The sequence below is a fragment of the Bacillus sp. 7_6_55CFAA_CT2 genome (assembly GCF_000238655.1).
GTDB lineage: Bacteria > Bacillota > Bacilli > Bacillales > Bacillaceae_G > Bacillus_A > Bacillus_A cereus.
In genome coordinates, this window is the sequence record NZ_JH414720.1 from 1 (window position 1) to 16,534 (window position 16,534).

Genomic DNA, 16,534 nt, shown 5'->3' on the forward strand with positions numbered 1-16,534 from the left:
TGAGAGGAGCTGTCCTTAGTACGAGAGGACCGGGATGGACGCACCGCTGGTGTACCAGTTGTTCTGCCAAGGGCATAGCTGGGTAGCTATGTGCGGAAGGGATAAGTGCTGAAAGCATCTAAGCATGAAGCCCCCCTCAAGATGAGATTTCCCATAGCGTAAGCTAGTAAGATCCCTGAAAGATGATCAGGTTGATAGGTTCGAGGTGGAAGCATGGTGACATGTGGAGCTGACGAATACTAATAGATCGAGGACTTAACCATATAATATGTAGCAATGTTATCTAGTTTTGAAGGAATATGCCTTCATAGTTTGGTGATGATGGCAGAGAGGTCACACCCGTTCCCATACCGAACACGGAAGTTAAGCTCTCTAGCGCCGATGGTAGTTGGGACCTTGTCCCTGTGAGAGTAGGACGTCGCCAAGCTATTTATATTGTCGCGGGGTGGAGCAGCACGGTAGCTCGTCGGGCTCATAACCCGAAGGTCGCAGGTTCAAATCCTGTCCCCGCAACCAAATGGTCCCGTGGTGTAGTGGTTAACATGCCTGCCTGTCACGCAGGAGATCGCCGGTTCGACCCCGGTCGGGACCGCCATTTCATATAAAGAAAAGAACGAAACAAGTTGTTTCGTATTTTTTTATTTGTTTTAACAAAAAACTAATAAAGACAGTCAAACTATCCTTAGGACAACTCCTAAGGACTTTTTTATATATTCAAAACCTGTATAATAAAGAGCAGAGAACATTGTGAGTAAAGTAGGTGAAGTCTGTGAGTAAATATGAAGTAACAACAAAATCTTCTGAGGAAACACAAAGGTTATCAGAAAAACTAGGTGAGCTCGTAGAGGCACAAGATGTAATTATTTTAGAAGGAGATCTTGGAGCTGGTAAGACGACTTTTACAAAGGGACTAGCAAAAGGTCTTGGAGTGAAAAGAGTTGTAAATAGTCCTACCTTTAATATCATTAAAGAATATAAAGGTAGGTTACCGCTATATCATATGGACGTGTATCGCTTAGCAGAAAGTGAAGAGGACTTAGGCTTTGATGAATATTTCTACGGTGAAGGAATTACGGTAGTAGAATGGGCTCATTTAATAGAGGCATATTTACCAAATGAAAAGTTACAAATTAGTTTATTCCATGCTGGAGATGACACAAGAAAAATTATACTCGAGCCAATTGGAGATCGCTATATTAGATTATGTGAGGAGCTATTACAAGATGAAAGTACTAGCAATTGATACTTCAAATTACGTAATGGGTGTATCCCTTATTGAGGAAGGAAACGTAATTGGGGAAATCATTACAAATTTAACAAAAAACCATTCTGTACGTCTTATGCCAGCTGTAGAGAAACTGTTAAAAGAGTGTGGCGTAAAACCGAAGGAATTAACTAAAATCGTTGTAGCTGCTGGACCTGGATCCTATACAGGTGTTCGCATAGGCGTGACAGCGGCGAAAACATTAGCTTGGTCACTTCAAATACCAATTGTAGGTGTATCAAGTTTAGAGGTAGTAGCTGCAAACGGTGCTAACTTTAACGGGTTAATTTGTCCTTTATTTGATGGAAGACGTGGGCAAATTTATACTGGGTTATATACATATGAAGGAGAGCAGTTAACTTCAATAGAAGAAGACCGAATTATTCTTATTGTGGACTGGTTGCAAATGTTAAAAGATAAAGGACAGCCTGTTTTATTTATCGGTAACGATGTTAAATTGCATAAAGAAACAATTATAGAACATTTAGGTGATCAAGCTGTATTCGCTCCATTTACTAAAAATAACCCAAGACCAAGTGAGCTAGCATTCTTAGGATTACAAAAAGAAGAACAAGATGTGCATACGTTTGTTCCAAGCTATCTTCGTTTAGCTGAAGCTGAAACAAAGTGGTTAGAAAGTCAAAACAAGTAGGAGCTTGCAGAAGATGGATATGATATTTAGAAAGATGGAGCTTGATGATATTGCTCAAATTGTAGCTATTGAAGAAGCGTCTTTTTCAACTCCTTGGACTGCAGATGCCTTTCACCGTGAATTAACGATGAATGAACATGCACATTATATTGTGTTAGAAAAAGATGGTCGTGTAGTCGGGTATTGTGGATTGTGGATAATTATTGATGAATCACATATAACAAATATAGCTATTTTGCCAGAATACCGAGGTCAAAAGTTAGGAGATGCCCTATTGAAAGCAGTTATTTCTGAAGCGAAAGAACTAGGGGTAAAAACAATGACACTTGAAGTACGTGTATCAAATGAAGTAGCAAAGCAGTTATACAGAAAATACGGATTTCAAAATGGTGGGATTCGTAAACGATACTATGCAGACAATCAGGAAGATGGTCTCGTAATGTGGGTGAATATATAATGGAAAAAAATACGATTATACTTGGTATTGAAACAAGTTGTGATGAAACAGCAGTAGCAGTTGTTAGAAATGGAACGGAAATTATTGCGAATGTCGTTGCATCACAAATTGAAAGTCATAAACGTTTTGGCGGCGTTGTACCAGAGATTGCATCCCGTCATCATGTAGAAGAAATTACAGTTGTGTTAGAAGAAGCTTTAAAGGAAGCAAACATCACATTTGATGATATTGATGCAATTGCTGTAACAGAAGGTCCTGGTTTAGTAGGAGCACTTCTAATTGGAGTAAATGCAGCGAAGGCAGTAGCGTTTGCACATGATATTCCGTTAGTCGGTGTTCATCATATTGCTGGTCATATTTATGCGAACCGTTTAGTAAAAGAAGTTCAATTCCCGTTATTATCACTTGTTGTATCTGGTGGGCATACGGAACTTGTTTATATGAAAGAACATGGTTCATTCGAAGTAATTGGTGAAACACGAGACGATGCAGCTGGAGAAGCATATGATAAAGTAGCTCGTACGTTATCTATGCCATATCCAGGTGGTCCTCATATTGATCGCCTTGCACATGAAGGAGAACCGACAATTGATTTGCCTCGTGCATGGCTAGAACCGGATTCATATGATTTTAGCTTTAGTGGATTGAAATCAGCAGTTATCAACACTGTGCATAACGCAAAACAACGCGGTATAGAAATTGCGCCAGAAGATTTAGCGGCAAGTTTCCAAGAAAGTGTAATAGATGTACTTGTAACGAAAGCAGCTCGTGCAGCAGAAGCTTATAATGTAAAGCAATTACTTCTTGCTGGTGGAGTAGCTGCTAATAAAGGACTTCGTGCGCGATTAGAAGAGGAATTTGCACAAAAAGAAAACATTGAATTAATTATTCCGCCGCTATCTTTATGCACAGATAATGCAGCGATGATTGCAGCGGCAGGGACAATTGCTTATGAACAAGGTAAGCGTGCAACATTAGCCTTAAATGCAAATCCAGGATTAGATATTGAAGCATAGTTATACACATAATTAACCACAGGTTGTGGATAAAACCCATATTGTCTGTTGATAATGTGGGTTTTATTGTGTATATAAAATGTTGATAACTTTTTTGTTGATTGTGGATAATGTGGAAAAGTTATTTTAAGGTTTATTTTATAAAGGTGGATATGTGTATAAACTTGTGGATAAATAGGATGATGTCAGACCTTTGAGTTTGTTCTTTTTCGGGAAATAAAAAGTAAGAAGATATCCCCGAAAAACATTTTGAAACATCCCCCTATTATAGAAGATGCTAATATTGTCAATCTTTGTCGTTAAATCGATATTTCGTGTCGAATTGTTAATATATATAGGGTTACAATAGATATATTTGAAAAATCGTTGGTATATTCTAAGTTACGATTGATATACTCAAAAAATTGTTTCTGTATTAAAAGAAAAAAAGATGTCGCATAGTCAAAAATCCTGACTTATGAGACATCTTCCTTATTTAAATATGCTTATACATGCAACTCTTCCCATTCTGCCATACAAGTTTCAAGTTGTTCTTGTAGCGTTTGCTTTTTAGTTGTAATTTCACTAGCTTTTTCATAATCTGCATATATTTCTGGTAAGCAAAGTTGATCTTCTAACGTAGCAATTTCTTCTTCTAATTCTAATATACTTTGTTCTAGCTCTTCAATTTTTCTAGTGCGTTGACGCTCTAGTTTTTTACGCTCTTTTTCTTCTAAATAATTTAATTTCTCTTGTGCAACCACCTTTTGAACAGGAATGTCACTTTCTTGCTGTTCAAGTTCTGCACGTTCAATCATTTCATTTTTCTTTTCAACGTAGTAATCGTAATCCCCTAAATATTCCTGTGCACCTTCTGTTGATAACTCAACCACAGTCGTTGTTACACGGTTAATAAAGTAGCGGTCATGTGAGACGAATAGAAGAGTCCCTGGATAATCAATTAAAGCATTCTCCAAAATTTCTTTACTGTTTAAATCAAGGTGGTTCGTAGGTTCATCTAGAATTAATAAATTTGATTTTTGCATCATAAGTTTTGCAAGAGCTAATCGAGCTTTTTGTCCACCACTAAGGGAAGATACTGGTTTCAGTACATCATCTCCTGTGAATAAAAAATTCCCGAGTATAGTACGGATTTCTTTTTCAGGTTGCAGTGGATATTCATCCCATAGTTCATTTAAAACCCGTTTAGAAGATGTTAAGTTTGCTTGTTCTTGATCATAATAACCAACAGATACATTTGATCCGAAAGAAACATCACCATTTAATAGTGGTAACTTATTCACAATAGACTTTAACAATGTGGATTTCCCAATTCCGTTTGGACCAACTAAAGCAACACTATCTCCGCGAGTTAAGCGCATAGTTACATGTTCAATTATAGGGTTCTCATCATAGCCGATGGTTGCATCATTTACTTGTAAAACATCATTTCCACTTTGCTTTTCAATATCGAAGTGGAATGATGCTGACTTAGAATCCCCTAATGGTCTCGTTAATAATTCCATTCTGTCTAGTTGTTTACGACGACTTTGAGCACGTTTCGTTGTAGAAGCGCGAGCTATATTCTTTTGAACGAAGTCCTCAAGTTTTGCGATTTCATCTTGTTGTTTTTCGTAACGTTTCATTTCTTGCTCATATAATGCTGATTTTAAGTCTAAATATTTACTGTAGTTACCAACAAATCGTCTGCTTTCTTTATTCGAAATTTCATATACTTGTGTAACGAGTTTGTCTAAGAAATAACGGTCATGTGAAACGATTAATATTGCGCCAGGATAACCTTGTAAATATTGCTCAAGCCACGTTAATGTTTCGATGTCTAAATGGTTTGTAGGCTCATCCAAAATAAGTAAGTCTGGTTTTGTTAATAATAATTTCCCGAGAGCTAATCTTGTTTTTTGCCCGCCGCTTAAAGTAGAGATCGTCGTCTGGTGCGTTTCAACTGGGAAGCCAAGGCCGCTTAAAATGGAGCGAATATCCGCTTCATATTGATATCCACCTTGATCTTTATAATTGAGTTGCAATTGGTCATAATCAGCTAACAATCTTTCATATGTAGCTTCGTTTGAAAAGTTTTCTTCTTTTCCCATTTCTTGCTCAAGCCTTCGAAGTTTTGTCTCCATTTGCTGTAAGTGAGTAAAGACGGTTAGCATTTCATCCCAAATTGTTAAAGACGTTTCTAGTCCAGTATTTTGAGCTAAATATCCGATTGAGACATCTTTCGGTTTTATAATTTCGCCACCATCATGAGATAATTCACCAGCGATAATTTTTAATAATGTAGATTTGCCTGCTCCATTCCTTCCAACTAATGCGATACGATCTTTTGTTTGTACTTCCAATTTTATGTTTGCAAGAATCGTTTCTGCACCGTATAATTTCGAAAGCGCGTTTACTTGTAATAAAATCAATGTTTTCACCTCAAATAATTTCTTAACTTTGCCATGTTTATATTTCTCAATCATACTAAAAATAGTGTATAGTTTAAAATAAAGAGAGAATACTTCTTCTCTTTATTATACAAGGAATTTAATGAGTGCTAAACTTCTGTATTTGATTAAAGTATATGAATAAAGATAGGAAGAGAGGAGAGGTCATATGGATCAGCAAAAGATTCCACAAGCCACTGCTAAAAGATTGCCTCTATACTATCGATTTATCCAAAACTTATCTCTTTCTGGTAAGCAGCGTGTTTCATCGGCCGAATTGAGTGAGGCAGTAAAAGTAGATTCCGCAACAATACGAAGAGATTTTTCGTATTTTGGAGCGTTAGGGAAAAAGGGATATGGATATAACGTAAATTATTTATTATCATTTTTCCGCGAAACACTTGATCAAGATGATATAACACGTGTAGCACTTATTGGAGTAGGTAATTTAGGGACCGCTTTCTTACATTATAATTTCACGAAAAACAATAATACAAAAATTGAAATGGCATTTGATGTTAGTGAAGAGAAAGTTGGAACAGAAATCGGGGGCATTCCTGTATATCATTTAGATGAATTAGAAGAGAGATTATCAAATGATATACAAGTGGCAATATTAACAGTACCGGCTACAGTAGCACAAGCTGTAGCAGATAGATTAGCTGAAACGAGCGTGCATGGTATTTTGAATTTCACACCAGCGCGATTAAACGTATCAGAGAATATTAGAATTCATCATATTGACTTAGCTGTAGAGTTACAAACATTAGTTTACTTTTTGAAAAACTATCCACAATAAAACGCAGAGGAAGCGACCTCTGCGTTTTATTATTGTTTCTTCTTTGTGAATTTAATTAATATAAGGCGAAGTGCCAAATTAAAATCAATTGTTGCCATAACTGCAAATAGTATTGTCCACATATTCCAGATTGTATCTGTCACGTTCGTAATGGCGAAGCGTGTAAAGATACATCCAAGAAGGAAGTATAGTGCAGCCATGAACAATGGTGAGTTTCTCATACAAAAAATCCTCCGATAAAGCCTTGCATTTTTTCAGCTTCCTTAATCATTTCTTGAATTTGTTCATTGCTCATAAAAATTTGCCCAATAGCGACTAATGTATTCATCGCAACATGAGCTGCAATCGGAACGATAATCCGTTTCGTCTTCACATATAAGAAGGCGAATACGAGCCCCATAGCAGTGTATACCAATAAATGAGTAAAATCAAAATGAATTGCTGCGAATACAAGCGAACTAATGATAGCTGCGATAAAGAAGTTAAACTTCTTATAAAGTGCACCAAATAAAATTTTTCTAAATACGATTTCTTCTAAGATAGGTCCAATTATAGATACAACAATAAGGAACCAAGGGGTCGTTCTTGCAATCTCCATCAGTTTCATTGTATTTTCTGAACCTTGTTTAATTCCTAGCAGCTGCATCTCGATCATACCGGCAACTATTTGTGAAAAGAAAGCTAAGAAGAACCCGATGAAAATCCATCCAATAGTAGCTGGAGCAGAAGAGCGCTTTGGATCTAAATGCCTGTCACGAATATCTGTTCTAAGTAACCAAAGTACGATACATAATGCAACAAAGAAGCTAATAATTGCCCAGTGTCCCGTTATGATTTGTCCTTTTTCCTCAATGGTAAATCCTCTATTATCGTAGAGTCCTGTTTTTAGGAGAAGTGGTAATCCAACAACGCCGGATAACTGCATTAAAATGTATGTAACGATAATCCACCAGTATTGTTTCTTCAAATGGTTTAACCATCCTTTCTAACTATAGTGTATGAGATAAGTTAGGATAACATGTAAATATGCTACCTACGATATAAACCTCACTTGAATTATGTTTTTTTCGTAAATCCTTATTTGAAATTATAATAGAAGACAGGAGAAAGTTGTGTGTGTAGCGAAAACAACTTAGGGTGTCCTTTCATATTGTAACATACGAGCAGTGGAAACAACGATTCATATAGTAAAGGCAGTATTCTATATAGAAAGTTTATATAGTGATTTGCGAAAAAATTATGATTTTTTTACTTGCAAAAGAAATTGAGATTATTTATTATTATAAGTGTGTTAGCACTCGGGTGACTTGAGTGCTAATAAAAGAAATTTACATAACAAAATGAGGAGGTTATTGTTCATGCTAAAGCCATTAGGTGATCGCGTTGTAATTGAGCTTGTTCAAGCAGAAGAAAAAACAGCAAGTGGTATCGTATTACCAGATACTGCAAAAGAAAAACCACAAGAGGGTAAAGTTGTTGCAGTAGGTACTGGTCGAGTGCTTGAGAATGGTGAGCGTGTTGCTTTAGAGGTAGCAGCAGGTGATCTTATCATCTTCTCAAAATATGCAGGTACTGAAGTGAAATATGAAGGTACAGACTACTTGATTTTACGTGAAAGTGACATTTTAGCAGTTATCGGTTAATTATATAAATCTTAAAAAATCCAAGGGGGTCAATTATTATGGCAAAAGATATTAAATTTAGTGAAGAAGCACGTCGTTCGATGCTTCGCGGTGTCGACACTCTTGCAAATGCAGTAAAAGTAACGCTTGGACCAAAAGGTCGTAACGTTGTACTTGAGAAAAAATTTGGTTCACCACTTATTACAAATGATGGTGTAACAATCGCAAAAGAAATCGAATTAGAAGATGCATTCGAAAACATGGGTGCGAAATTAGTAGCAGAAGTTGCTAGCAAAACAAATGACGTAGCTGGTGACGGAACAACAACTGCAACTGTATTAGCGCAAGCTATGATTCGTGAAGGTCTTAAAAACGTAACAGCTGGTGCGAACCCAATGGGTCTTCGTAAAGGTATCGAAAAAGCTGTTACTGCTGCAATTGAAGAATTAAAAACGATTTCTAAACCAATCGAAGGTAAATCTTCTATCGCACAAGTAGCTGCTATTTCTGCTGCTGACGAAGAAGTAGGTCAATTAATCGCTGAAGCAATGGAGCGCGTTGGTAACGACGGCGTTATTACTTTAGAAGAATCTAAAGGCTTCACAACAGAATTAGACGTAGTAGAAGGTATGCAATTTGATCGTGGATATGCATCTCCTTACATGATTACTGATTCTGACAAAATGGAAGCAGTTCTTGATAACCCATACATCTTAATCACTGACAAAAAGATTTCTAACATTCAAGAAATCTTACCAGTATTAGAGCAAGTGGTACAACAAGGTAAACCACTTCTTATCATTGCTGAAGATGTAGAAGGCGAAGCGTTAGCTACATTAGTAGTGAACAAACTTCGTGGTACATTCAATGTAGTAGCTGTTAAAGCTCCTGGATTTGGTGACCGTCGTAAAGCAATGCTAGAAGATATCGCGATCTTAACTGGTGGCGAAGTAATCACTGAAGAATTAGGCCGTGACTTAAAATCTGCTACAGTTGAATCTTTAGGACGCGCTGGTAAAGTTGTTGTAACGAAAGAAAACACAACTGTAGTTGAAGGTGTAGGAAGCACAGAACAAATCGAAGCTCGCATCGGTCAAATCCGTGCGCAATTAGAAGAAACAACTTCTGAATTCGATCGTGAAAAATTACAAGAGCGTCTTGCAAAACTTGCAGGTGGCGTAGCGGTAATTAAAGTAGGTGCAGCAACTGAAACTGAGTTGAAAGAACGCAAACTTCGCATTGAAGATGCACTTAACTCAACTCGTGCAGCAGTAGAAGAAGGTATCGTTGCAGGTGGTGGTACTTCACTTATGAACGTATACACAAAAGTAGCTTCTATCGTAGCTGAAGGCGACGAAGCAACAGGTATCAACATCGTACTTCGCGCACTAGAAGAGCCAGTTCGTCAAATCGCAATCAACGCTGGTCTAGAAGGATCTGTAGTTGTAGAGCGTCTAAAAGGCGAAAAAGTAGGCGTTGGTTTCAACGCAGCTACTGGCGAATGGGTTAACATGCTTGAGTCTGGTATCGTAGATCCAGCTAAAGTAACTCGTTCTGCACTTCAAAACGCAGCATCTGTTGCAGCTATGTTCTTAACAACTGAAGCTGTAGTAGCTGACAAGCCAGAACCAAATGCACCAGCAATGCCTGACATGGGCGGCATGGGCATGGGCGGTATGGGCGGAATGATGTAATTCCGTTTGCCCTAAAAAACATCCATTTCTATATAGAAATGGATGTTTTTTTATTGTTTTTTAGAAAAGGAAATGAATTTCTGTAGAATTTTGTCGCTTTCTCTCTTGACCATATTGATACTTCATTGTTAGAATCTAGGAAGATAATATAAAACGATCCTTCATATATCCTCAATGATATGGTTTGAGAGTCTCTACCGGGTTACCGTAAACAACCTGACTATGAAGGCAGTGTGTCTTATATTTATAAAGAGCGGAGACTATCTTTCTTTATAAAGCCAGACCCCTGCCTTTTCTTTGTTATGAGACTAGAGGCGGAGGACTGGCTTTTTTTATTATATTGGTAATGCTTTTCGCCAAATTGGTGAAAATATTTATATACGAGAACTAACGTTGGGGTGATTATTTTGAAGAAACAACACGATACAATTATCGTTTTAGATTTTGGAAGTCAATACAATCAGTTAATAGCACGTCGAATTCGTGAGTTCGGTGTATACAGTGAACTTCATCCACATACAATTACTGCAGAAGAAATTAAAGCAATGAATCCAAAAGGGATTATTTTCTCTGGTGGACCAAATAGCGTATACGGTGAAGGTGCATTACATTGTGATGAAAAAATCTTTGAACTAGGTTTACCAATCTTCGGTATTTGTTACGGTATGCAGCTTATGACGCAACACTTCGGTGGTAAAGTAGAGCGTGCAAATCATCGTGAGTACGGAAAAGCTGTTCTTAAAGTAGAGAACGAATCAAAATTATATGCGAACCTTCCAGAAGAGCAAGTTGTATGGATGAGCCATGGTGACTTAGTAACTGGTTTACCTGAAGGATTCGTAGTAGACGCAACAAGTGAGTCTTGTCCAATTGCTGGTATGAGCAATGAAGACAAAAACTTATACGGTGTACAATTCCACCCAGAAGTACGTCACTCTGAGCACGGTAACGATTTAATTAAAAACTTCGTATTCGGCGTATGTGGTTGTTCTGAAGGATGGAACATGGAGAACTTTATCGAAGTAGAATTAGAAAAGATTCGTGAAACTGTTGGAGACAAAAAAGTACTATGCGCACTTAGTGGCGGTGTAGACTCTTCTGTTGTAGCAGTATTAATTCATAAAGCAATCGGCGACCAATTAACATGTATTTTCGTTGATCACGGTTTACTTCGTAAAGGCGAAGCAGAAGGCGTTATGAAAACATTTAGCGAAGGCTTCCATATGAACGTTATTAAAGTAGATGCAAAAGATCGCTTCATGGACAAGTTAAAAGGTGTAGAAGATCCAGAACAAAAACGTAAAATCATCGGTAACGAATTCATTTACGTATTTGATGATGAAGCTTCTAAATTGCAAGGTATGGACTTCTTGGCGCAAGGTACACTTTATACAGATATCGTTGAAAGTGGTACAGCGACTGCACAAACAATTAAATCTCACCATAACGTTGGTGGACTTCCAGAAGACATGCAGTTCAAATTAATTGAGCCTTTAAACACTTTATTTAAAGATGAAGTACGTGTATTAGGATCAGAATTAGGAATTCCTGATGAAATCGTATGGCGTCAACCATTCCCAGGACCTGGTCTTGGTATTCGTGTATTAGGTGAAATCACAGAAGAGAAATTAGAAATCGTTCGTGAATCTGATGCGATTTTACGTGAAGAAATTATTAAAGCGGGCTTAGACCGCGAAATCTGGCAATACTTCACTGCGCTTCCTGGTATGCGTAGTGTAGGTGTTATGGGTGACGAGCGTACTTACGATTACACAGTAGGTATCCGCGCGGTAACATCTATCGACGGTATGACAGCTGACTGGGCACGTATCCCTTGGGACGTATTAGAGAAAATCTCTGTACGTATCGTAAACGAAGTAAAACACGTTAACCGTATCGTGTATGATGTAACGAGTAAGCCACCAGCAACTATTGAGTGGGAATAGTATTTATAAAAAGGTCCATCTATTGCTTATGCATAGATGGATCTTTTTTATTTTGGCATTAATACGAACGAAAATATAAAAGTTTATGAAAATGTTCGTTTTTAAATTGACAAAACTACTTCGTCGAGTTAATATGATTATGTAATTCAAACGAAAAGTGAATATTATAGCCGTCGTATAATATCGGGGATATGGCCCGAAAGTTTCTACCTAGCTACCGTAAATGGCTTGACTACGAGGCGTTTGTATAAAGATGAGGGGAAACTTGTCTTTGTTTATAGAACGCTTCCATGTATATATGCAATGGGAGCCTTTTTTATTTCTCGGGATAAAAGAGGGCTAGGGTGAAATACGGCGAGTAATCATATAACGGGGGAAACATAGGATGAAACGCTATTTTCAGTTTGATGAGCTCGGTACGAATTATAAGACTGAGTTCATAGCAGGGTTAACGACATTTCTATCTATGGCTTACGTACTATTTGTCAATCCTGCTACGCTGTCGCTTGGAAATGTTAAAGGGTTACCAGCAGGTACAGGGATGGATCCAGGTGCAGTATTCGTTGCTACGGCATTAGCGGCAGCGATCGGTTCGTTAATTATGGGTATTTTCGCGAAGTATCCAATTGCTTTAGCGCCAGGTATGGGAATTAACGCGTTCTTTGCTTATACAGCAGTGTTAACGATGGGTATTCCGTGGCAAACGGCCATTGCCGGAACATTAATGTCAGGTATTATCTTTATTATTCTTACTGCTTCAGGTATTCGTGAAAAAATCATTAATGCAATTCCATCGGAGTTAAAGTTTGCAGTAGCAGCAGGTATTGGATTGTTCATTGCTTTCCTTGGATTCCAAAATGCCGGAATTATCGTGAAAAATGATGCGGTTCTTGTTGGGTTGGGGGACTTAACAAAGGGCACAACGTTACTAGCAATCTTCGGGGTTGTTACTACGATCATCTTCATGATTAAGAAAGTTAATGGTGCAGTATTCTACGGTATGATTCTTACAGCGATCTTAGGAGTTGCAACAGGATTAATTGATACTCCGAAAGCTGTGGTGGGAGCAATACCGAGTCTAGAACCAACGTTCGGCGTGGCGTTAACGCACTTCGGAGATATTTTTACAGTTCAAATGGGGATTGTTATTATAACGTTCTTCTTTATCGATTTCTTTGATACAGCAGGTACGCTTGTAGCGGTTGCAAATCAAGCAGGATTAATGAAGAACAATAAATTACCACGTGCAGGAAAAGCGTTATTTGCAGATGCGATTGCAACTGTAATTGGTGCGATTTTAGGTACATCAACAACAACGTCTTACATTGAATCGTCTGCAGGGGTAGCAGCAGGAGGACGTTCTGGATTTACAGCAGTTGTAACAGCAGGATTCTTCTTACTGGCACTATTCTTCTCGCCATTACTAAGTGTTGTAACGCCAGCTGTAACGGCACCGGCTTTAATTATTGTAGGAATCTTGATGGTTTCTTCCTTAGGGGAAATTGATTGGAAGAAATTCGAGATTGCAGTACCAGCATTCTTTACAATTATCTCTATGCCACTTACGTATAGTATCGCAACTGGGATTGCGATTGGATTTATCTTCTATCCAATTACAATGGTTGTGAGTGGTCGTCGTAAAGAGGTTCATCCAATTATGTATGTTATGGGAGTTTTATTCGTACTATATTTCATCTATGTTCGTAAATAAAAGGGGTTTTTAAAGGTCTAGACTTAAGGGGAGTCTAGACCTTTTTTGCGTCTTCAGAAAATCTTAAGGATTTCCGAGCGTTTTTCTTCAGAAGTTTTCCTATAATAGAAGTTAGGGATTAAAAAAGTGATGGGGGAGATATTGTGGCACACGAAACAATACTTGTCGTAGATGATGAAAAAGAAATTCGGAATTTAATTACAATCTATTTAAAGAATGAAGGATATAAAGTATTACAAGCAGGAGACGGAGAAGAAGGATTACGTTTATTGGAAGAAAATGAAGTACATCTAGTCGTATTAGATATTATGATGCCGAAAGTGGATGGTATTCATATGTGTATGAAGGTAAGGGAAGCGAAAGAAATGCCTATTATTATGCTTTCTGCGAAAACGCAAGATATGGATAAGATTTTAGGGTTAACAACGGGTGCAGATGATTATGTAACGAAACCATTTAATCCATTAGAGTTAATTGCACGAATTAAATCTCAGTTACGCCGTTATATGAAAATGAATGGTTTCGCTGTCCAAAATGAGGACGAGTTAGAAATTGGGGAGATGAAAATCAACATCTCGACCCATAAAGTTGTTGTAGAGGGAGAAGAAGTGAAACTAACTCCGAGGGAATTTTCAATTTTAGAATTGCTAGCTAGAAATCCAGGTATGGTGTTTAGTGCGGAGCAAATTTATGAAAAGGTGTGGAACGAACGATCTTTCCAGTCTGATAATACTGTAATGGTGCACATTCGGAAAGTGCGTGAAAAGATTGAGGAGAATCCAAGGAAACCTAGATATATAAAAACAGTATGGGGAGTGGGGTATAAGATTGAAAAAGATATTTAATCCGTTTACTTATATAAGGAAAATAAGAGAATTAATTGAGAAATTAGTAAAGAGCGTACGAAAGAGTATAAGGATTCAATTGATTACTACTTTTGCTGCTTGTGCGTTATTCGGAGTTTTGTCAGCGAAGGGAGCTGCGCCATTTTTTGAGAATGCGAATCGTCAAGCAACTATCGATTATCGGGCTGGTATGGAACAAATTAATCACCAAGCTCAAGGAGCGGCAAATAGTTCGGTTCATGAAAATAAATTAGAAGCTATATCAAATATGATCGAAATGGAGAACCAAAATTTAGAGCAAGGGTCTAGAGCTTTAAAGATATTGGTTACTGATGAAAGTGGTAAAGTTTTATATAAAACAAAGCAAGCGCAAGAAGAGCAAATCGATTTGCATAATACGATTCGTAATGCAGCATCATTTGCGATTAATTATACAGATGGTAGAAATGTATTTGAAAGTACAAGAAAAGAGTTTATATCTTTTTCACCTATTACTATTGAAGGAAAGAATTTGTACATGTTTGTTAGCGGAATTCCAGAGGGAGAGGTAATGTATGATACGAAAGAAGGGCCATTCCCGTTTTTAATTGGTGTTCTTGTATTCATTTTCTCTTTCTTCTATATAACAAAGAGAAAGATGAAGCAGATTGAAGCAATGGCGCAAGGTGTAAAAGAAATAGAAAGAGGCAACTTAGCGTACCGCATTGAGAAAAAAGGTGAAGATGAGATTGCAGCTTTAACTGAGAATATTAATAATATGGCAGAAGAGCTTATGAATAATATAGAAAAGGAACGTAAATTAGAGAAGCAAAAGAATGAGCTTATTACGAATGTATCTCACGATTTACGCACACCGCTGACTTCTATTATGGGCTACTTACGATTACTTCGAGATTCTAAATATGAAAATAAAGAACAACACGATGAGTATACGAGAATTGCTTTTGCAAAGTCGGAGCAGTTAAAAAATTTAATAGAAGATTTATTTGAGTATACGAAGTTAACAAATGAACAAGTTGTATTAGAAAAACAGGAAGTTTGTATGAATGAGCTACTCGAGCAATTAATAGAAGAGTTAGTACCGCAGGCGGAAGAACATGGACTTACGTTTGTTAAGAAGTTTCCTGAGGAACGTGCTTATGCATCGATTGATTCGGAAAAGATGGTTCGTGTATTTGATAATTTACTAATGAATGCGATTAAGTATAGTAAAGATGATGGAGAGATAAAAGTTTCTCTTCAAAGGCAGCGTAGGGATATACAAATTGTAATTGCGAATCATAGTGAAGAGTTTACGAGAGAAGAGTTAGCGAATTTGTTTGAACGTTTCTATAAGAAGGATCAATCTAGAAGTAGAGTAACGGAAGGCTCGGGACTCGGTTTAGCGATTGCGAAAAGTATTGTTGAGTTACAAGGTGGTAGTATTCGAGCGGAATATAGGGAAGGTACTATTCAATTTATCGTTTCGTTACCAACTATAGAAAAATAATAAATGAATAGAATGATATGTGATAAAAAAGGCTTATTTTAAAAGAAATAAGCCTTTTTATATTTTTTATAAAAACATATTGACGATTAGAGCTTAGAGGTGTAATATAGAACAAGTCGCCGATGACATTAACATCGCAAGCGACAAATGAAATGAAAAACTTAGTTGACATTGAAAGATGAAAATGTTAACATAAGGAAGTCGCAAATGAGCGACCAAGTAGTTCTTTGAAAACTGAACGAAACAAACAACGTGAAACGTCAATTTTTATTTTAGATGCTAGACAAACTAACTTTATTGGAGAGTTTGATCCTGGCTCAGGATGAACGCTGGCGGCGTGCCTAATACATGCAAGTCGAGCGAATGGATTAAGAGCTTGCTCTTATGAAGTTAGCGGCGGACGGGTGAGTAACACGTGGGTAACCTGCCCATAAGACTGGGATAACTCCGGGAAACCGGGGCTAATACCGGATAACATTTTGAACCGCATGGTTCGAAATTGAAAGGCGGCTTCGGCTGTCACTTATGGATGGACCCGCGTCGCATTAGCTAGTTGGTGAGGTAACGGCTCACCAAGGCAACGATGCGTAGCCGACCTGAGAGGGTGATC

Annotated in this window: 14 protein-coding genes, 2 tRNA genes, 3 rRNA genes and 2 riboswitches; of the genes, 16 read left to right on the top strand and 3 right to left on the bottom strand. The window is 37.6% G+C overall.

What is annotated here, in order from left to right; translation table 11 throughout:
* The 8 genes from HMPREF1014_RS28630 to tsaD all read left to right on the top strand — a co-directional run.
* Positions 1-263: ribosomal RNA gene (locus tag HMPREF1014_RS28630) — 23S ribosomal RNA — on the top strand; the annotation flags it as partial.
* A 48-nt stretch (positions 264-311) separates the two neighbouring features.
* Positions 312-427, top strand: a 5S ribosomal RNA gene (gene rrf, locus HMPREF1014_RS28635).
* Positions 428-439: 12 nt separating this feature from the next.
* Positions 440-516: transfer RNA gene (locus tag HMPREF1014_RS28640), tRNA-Met, on the top strand.
* A 3-nt stretch (positions 517-519) separates the two neighbouring features.
* Positions 520-595 (top strand) — tRNA-Asp (locus HMPREF1014_RS28645).
* A 174-nt stretch (positions 596-769) separates the two neighbouring features.
* Entirely contained in the window at positions 770-1,243 is a 474-nt protein-coding gene (gene tsaE, locus HMPREF1014_RS28650; protein WP_000049642.1) for a tRNA (adenosine(37)-N6)-threonylcarbamoyltransferase complex ATPase subunit type 1 TsaE, read from the top strand.
* Positions 1,224-1,916, top strand: a complete 693-nt coding sequence (tsaB, locus tag HMPREF1014_RS28655; protein WP_000865753.1) for a tRNA (adenosine(37)-N6)-threonylcarbamoyltransferase complex dimerization subunit type 1 TsaB — start codon at positions 1,224-1,226, stop codon at positions 1,914-1,916. Before tsaE ends, tsaB begins: the two co-directional genes overlap by 20 nt.
* A 13-nt stretch (positions 1,917-1,929) precedes the next feature.
* Positions 1,930-2,373: a ribosomal protein S18-alanine N-acetyltransferase gene (gene rimI, locus HMPREF1014_RS28660; protein WP_000367190.1), complete on the top strand. Its 444-nt coding sequence runs from the start codon at positions 1,930-1,932 to the stop codon at positions 2,371-2,373.
* Entirely contained in the window at positions 2,373-3,389 is a 1,017-nt protein-coding gene (gene tsaD / locus HMPREF1014_RS28665) for a tRNA (adenosine(37)-N6)-threonylcarbamoyltransferase complex transferase subunit TsaD (protein ID WP_000414609.1), read from the top strand. Before rimI ends, tsaD begins: the two co-directional genes overlap by 1 nt.
* Before the next feature lie 485 nt (positions 3,390-3,874).
* On the opposite strand, the gene HMPREF1014_RS28670 is transcribed toward tsaD, so the two are convergent.
* Complete coding sequence (locus HMPREF1014_RS28670) at positions 3,875-5,800, bottom strand: ABC-F family ATP-binding cassette domain-containing protein (protein ID WP_000602145.1); 1,926 nt, start codon at positions 5,798-5,800, stop codon at positions 3,875-3,877.
* Positions 5,801-5,987: 187 nt separating this feature from the next.
* Here HMPREF1014_RS28670 and HMPREF1014_RS28675 point away from each other — a divergent pair, with 187 nt between their 5' ends.
* Positions 5,988-6,617, top strand: coding sequence for a redox-sensing transcriptional repressor Rex (locus tag HMPREF1014_RS28675; RefSeq protein ID WP_000372699.1), 630 nt, complete (start codon positions 5,988-5,990; stop codon positions 6,615-6,617).
* A gap of 29 nt (positions 6,618-6,646) precedes the next feature.
* Here HMPREF1014_RS28675 and HMPREF1014_RS28680 read toward each other — a convergent pair whose 3' ends face one another.
* Together HMPREF1014_RS28680 and HMPREF1014_RS28685 are read right to left on the bottom strand one after the other, a co-directional pair.
* Positions 6,647-6,838, bottom strand: coding sequence for a YdiK family protein (locus HMPREF1014_RS28680; RefSeq protein ID WP_001246200.1), 192 nt, complete (start codon positions 6,836-6,838; stop codon positions 6,647-6,649).
* The gene (locus HMPREF1014_RS28685) at positions 6,835-7,584 is read right to left on the bottom strand and encodes a CPBP family intramembrane glutamic endopeptidase (RefSeq protein WP_000745326.1); all 750 of its coding nucleotides are present in this window, start codon (positions 7,582-7,584) and stop codon (positions 6,835-6,837) included. The genes HMPREF1014_RS28680 and HMPREF1014_RS28685 overlap by 4 nt, the downstream gene beginning before the upstream one ends.
* A gap of 391 nt (positions 7,585-7,975) precedes the next feature.
* Here HMPREF1014_RS28685 and groES point away from each other — a divergent pair, with 391 nt between their 5' ends.
* The 7 genes from groES to HMPREF1014_RS28720 form a co-directional block, all read left to right on the top strand.
* Positions 7,976-8,260 carry a co-chaperone GroES gene (gene groES, locus HMPREF1014_RS28690; RefSeq protein ID WP_000917311.1) on the top strand — a complete coding sequence of 95 codons (285 nt, stop codon included), beginning with the start codon at positions 7,976-7,978 and terminating at the stop codon, positions 8,258-8,260.
* A 38-nt stretch (positions 8,261-8,298) separates the two neighbouring features.
* Positions 8,299-9,933 carry a chaperonin GroEL gene (gene groL, locus HMPREF1014_RS28695; protein ID WP_001029993.1) on the top strand — a complete coding sequence of 545 codons (1,635 nt, stop codon included), beginning with the start codon at positions 8,299-8,301 and terminating at the stop codon, positions 9,931-9,933.
* A 141-nt stretch (positions 9,934-10,074) separates the two neighbouring features.
* Positions 10,075-10,176: riboswitch (purine riboswitch) on the top strand.
* A 164-nt stretch (positions 10,177-10,340) separates the two neighbouring features.
* Positions 10,341-11,879 carry a glutamine-hydrolyzing GMP synthase gene (guaA, locus tag HMPREF1014_RS28700; protein WP_000743913.1) on the top strand — a complete coding sequence of 513 codons (1,539 nt, stop codon included), beginning with the start codon at positions 10,341-10,343 and terminating at the stop codon, positions 11,877-11,879.
* A 153-nt stretch (positions 11,880-12,032) separates the two neighbouring features.
* Positions 12,033-12,134: riboswitch (purine riboswitch) on the top strand.
* 130 nt (positions 12,135-12,264) lie between these two features.
* Positions 12,265-13,590 (top strand): NCS2 family permease, encoded by a 1,326-nt coding sequence (locus HMPREF1014_RS28705; RefSeq protein WP_000833096.1) that lies wholly within the window; start codon positions 12,265-12,267, stop codon positions 13,588-13,590.
* A 143-nt stretch (positions 13,591-13,733) separates the two neighbouring features.
* Positions 13,734-14,435, top strand: coding sequence for a response regulator transcription factor (locus HMPREF1014_RS28710; RefSeq protein ID WP_000929887.1), 702 nt, complete (start codon positions 13,734-13,736; stop codon positions 14,433-14,435).
* Positions 14,419-15,924, top strand: coding sequence for a sensor histidine kinase (locus tag HMPREF1014_RS28715; RefSeq protein WP_000719206.1), 1,506 nt, complete (start codon positions 14,419-14,421; stop codon positions 15,922-15,924). The genes HMPREF1014_RS28710 and HMPREF1014_RS28715 overlap by 17 nt, the downstream gene beginning before the upstream one ends.
* Before the next feature lie 294 nt (positions 15,925-16,218).
* Positions 16,219-16,534 (top strand): 16S ribosomal RNA (locus HMPREF1014_RS28720); the annotation flags it as partial.